This window comes from uncultured Marinobacter sp., assembly GCF_963974375.1.
Classification (GTDB): domain Bacteria; phylum Pseudomonadota; class Gammaproteobacteria; order Pseudomonadales; family Oleiphilaceae; genus Marinobacter.
In genome coordinates, this window is the sequence record NZ_CAXBDN010000336.1 from 1 (window position 1) to 3748 (window position 3748).

A 3748-nucleotide genomic window follows, 5' to 3' on the forward strand; every position below is an offset into this window, starting at 1 on the left:
AGCCATGTGGCTACCACGGTAGAATTCAACAATGTTGTACTCATCTATGGAGCCCCAATAGAAGCCAAAGCTGTTATCAAGGTCGGATACTATGAAGGGGTCAGTTGCACCCGCAGGGTTGTTGGTGCTGCTGGTGGCGATTGTTTTCTGCGAGGGCCAGCCCAAGCAGCAGCCAAAAGCCACCCACAAGGAATCCGGCAGCAATATCACTGGCATAGTGCAGGCCCAGCAACATTCGGCTGAAGCCGATAAGAATGATGAGAACGGCTGCCCAGTAGACCACCTCGAAGCGCTGGCGCCGTGTCATAAGATCGCTGGCAATGACATAGGCGATGAAGCCATATAATGCCATGGCACTTGTTGCATGGCCGCTGGGAAACGATGGCGTAAAGGCACCAATATCCGTAACAAACTCCGGCCGTTGTCGCGCAAACAGGTATTTTCCTGCATAAGTGGTGACTTGCGATCCAAGAATGGTGAACCATAGAGAAGCAATGATTTGCCTGCGGTGGTGTGCCCACAACAAACCGGTGGTCACGAGTGTTACCGCTATCAAAGCGGCTGATCCACCGAGGTCAGTAATCCAGGAAAATACGGTGATCACACTATCCGTGCGAATCGTATCCAATCCCTGATTTATGTTTTCATCGAGGCGAACAAGCTCGTCCGCTTCCATCAACTCCTCGACCAGTCCCCCAAGTAGGGCGGCGATGTAGAGCGCCGCTATCACCGTCAGGGTCAACGGTAGGCCGATGTAACGGCTTGGTGTCAGCCTGGCCCGCAGAATGCGGGTCATCCCAGGAAATGACGTACTGATTCTCACGCCAAGATCAGAAACGTCCTCCCGAGCCAGGATTTGATTGAGGGCCGTGGTGGACTTGCTGAACAAGCGAAAGTGTAGGATCAGCCCCCACCAGGCAGCTTGCCGTAGCACGATGGTTATCACGACCATTAACAGTAGGGGCATCAATGACCAAGTCATGAATTTCTCCCATGAGGCATGAGGTGTCAACGCTGAGCCGGCAGTGCCCAGAACTGGCCGTATTCCAGACAGATTATTGAATCCCGCTGGATCATATTTGGGAATGCCTGGCTATGCCATGCTACCGTGATTGGCTAAAGTACGGGCGCTTGTATGGTCGGAAGATAAAGAGCAACAGCGCAAACGATAGCAAGATAGTTGCAATACGTGCCATTCACCCCGATATTAATCGATTCTGCAGACACATTGGTCATCGAAAATGATTGAAACTCTCCTGGCGTCAGTCTGACGGAAAGTGTTTCTATGGTTCCGAAGACTATATGCATTCTTTCCGCAAGCCTGAGTAAGGCCCGCTGCGTATGGAAACGAAGGGTAGGGCAGGTTGAGGGGGCTTCATTTGCACCTGCCACCGGCAAAGACGTCCATAGATGTTCATGTTTAACCATCGATCCCTCAGCCCGTGATGCCGACGTTTTGCTTCACACGGCTAGCGATTCGAGCGGTAATCCCTGCACGCAGAGGGCGTTAGTTCAAACACTTTCACATCTTCTCGCTCGGGGATGTCGTATCGGAAGGTTAACCGGTAATTTGACCGGTTGCTTAGGATAGGGCTGGCACAGTTGGCGAACACAGAGCTATGGAGTTGGTCGTGCAACTCTGCGCCTGTCGCCGAAGCCATTTCGGTGCCTTGAAGATTTATTGTATAAGCATACTCAATCCGATTATCCGGGTGAGAGGCCACTGATTCCCAAACAGTGTTGGCATCAAGGCGCCGGGGCAACTCATTAGCGGAGACGGTTGGTACCACCAAAGAAAACAGAATAAAAGCGATGTTGGTTGATTTCATAGCTGGGCTTGTGAGCTCATTGGGTGAGTAGTAACGGGATTATTCTTTACGTACTACTGCCGTGCAATCAGCGAGTTGTAAACAAATGCAATACCGCTTGCCGACGTCAGATGCCGACGCCAGACAGGCATGCAAAGCTCCCCTGCTTTTTTACTGGCAGAGGCGGTTGCTAGCGTGCTGAGCACGCCTGCAGAAGAGAGGGCCTGAACTGGCTATTGACCGCTTGAGCTGTACCTGGACGGGTTTGCTTCTTTGGGAGTGCTATGGGAGTGCCTGTCTACGATCTGCTAGATAATGGAGAATTGGCCCCCGGGGAGGTAAACCGGGAGGCTTTTTTTGCATTCAGATCGCCTGAATAACCTCAGCAAGCGAATCCCTGACTTTCCCGGCAACCTGTTTGAGCTCGTCATTATCAATGGCGATCATGGAAGCAACGGGATCCACGGCACTTACCTCAATGCCTTCCGCAACCTCACGAAGAATAACATTGCACGGCAGCATTGCGCCTACACGAGGCTCCAGCCCGATCGCTTCCCACGCCATGCCTGGATTACAGGCGCCAAGAATCAGATAGGCAGGCATATCCTTATCCAGCTTTTTCTTCATGGTGGCCTTGACGTCAATTTCCGTCAATACCCCAAAACTATGATCCGCAAGCGCTTTTCGAGTCCGTTGATCAACCTCTTCAAAGTCGGCATCTTTAATTATTCGATTGAGTGTGTATGACATCGTTATCTCCAATGATCAGGAATTTCAGTTCATGGAATCAGCCTTGCCCACCTGCAATCAGATGTAAAGGACGTTGCAGAGAATTAACCACCGGCCTTTTGCGAGTGCCTGTTGACGCCGATGCTCTGAAAAGATGAGCAGTGAACGTACTTCTGCGATGATGAAGGGCAGGAACTCACCTGGAGGTTAACCATGCCTTTTGTCAGCCAGTACAGCACTGAATCCCCCACGCGCGAACAGATTGATGAGACCAGCGGGCCGTTGGTGATTGAATTTGGCACAGGATGGTGCGGATACTGCCAGGCCGCGCAGCCGATTATAGCCGGCGCCTTTGATGCTCATCGCGCCATCCGCCACCTGAAGGTCGAAGACGGTAAAGGCCGCCGGCTGGGGCGAACCTTTGGCATCAAGCTATGGCCGACGCTGATTTTCCTGAAAGATGGTGAGGAAGTCGCGCGGGTTGTGAGACCCACTGACAGGGATGCAATTGAAGACGGACTGCGGCGGATTGACTGACCGGCAAGGTCGGAGCAGCACAGAGGAGCATTCACGGGTGCCTGTCCACGCTATCGTTATCGTCAGTTTTATGAGAGACCGAACCATGGGCTACGCTTACCAACCGGAGACCGTTACCCGACATCCCTTCAGCCGGGTATTGTCGGCCCTGGTCGCGTTGGCGCTGCTGGGTGCCTGCAGCGAGACCATTACGGACATTCCGTTGGCGACGCTGGTCGCTCAGCAGGCTGGATACAATGGTCAGGCTCTGGCGACCACCGGGATTGTCCGGACCTTTGATGTGCCCCGGCATTACTGGATCGAAGACGATGACCTGAATCGGGTAGCCATAGAGCCGGACGAGGCAGTGTCAGACTATGTGGGCGAGCGGGTCCGGGTAACCGGACACTTCCGAGCCGACCGTGAAACAGGACGTGTGCTGGAGGCTACCGAGGTTACCGTGCTGGATACCGGGGCGGATTGATTTTTCAAATGGCCTCAGGGGTGCCTGTTCATGGGAGGGCTCCTGTCCGATGACTTGGATTCTCGGGATCAACTGGGACCGTTGTTTTCTGCTTTTTTGACATCTTTTCTGAAGAGTAAACAACCCTCTACCTGCGTATCGACTCTTCTTCAGCCGGCAATTTCATCAAGACGTAAGCGTCCGGTAATCCCATCTTGAGCCTGGCGCTGCC

4 protein-coding genes are annotated in these 3748 nt (G+C 53.1%); 2 read left to right on the plus strand and 2 right to left on the minus strand.

Annotation, left to right across the window (positions count from 1 at the left end; translation table 11 throughout):
- Positions 1–100 precede the first annotated feature (100 nt).
- Both AAC035_RS19495 and AAC035_RS19500 read right to left on the minus strand, forming a co-directional pair.
- Positions 101–982 carry a phosphatase PAP2 family protein gene (locus tag AAC035_RS19495; protein ID WP_339806776.1) on the minus strand — a complete coding sequence of 294 codons (882 nt, stop codon included), beginning with the start codon at positions 980–982 and terminating at the stop codon, positions 101–103.
- Positions 983–2171: 1189 nt separating this feature from the next.
- On the minus strand, positions 2172–2558 hold the full coding sequence (locus AAC035_RS19500; RefSeq protein WP_339806777.1) for a DUF302 domain-containing protein: 387 nt from the start codon (positions 2556–2558) through the stop codon (positions 2172–2174).
- A 192-nt stretch (positions 2559–2750) separates the two neighbouring features.
- Between AAC035_RS19500 and AAC035_RS19505 the strand changes: the two genes are divergently transcribed.
- Both AAC035_RS19505 and AAC035_RS19510 read left to right on the plus strand, forming a co-directional pair.
- Entirely contained in the window at positions 2751–3074 is a 324-nt protein-coding gene (locus AAC035_RS19505; protein ID WP_339806779.1) for a thioredoxin family protein, read from the plus strand.
- A 37-nt stretch (positions 3075–3111) separates the two neighbouring features.
- Positions 3112–3537 (plus strand): hypothetical protein, encoded by a 426-nt coding sequence (locus tag AAC035_RS19510; protein ID WP_339806780.1) that lies wholly within the window; start codon positions 3112–3114, stop codon positions 3535–3537.
- The last annotated feature ends 211 nt before the right edge of the window (positions 3538–3748 follow it).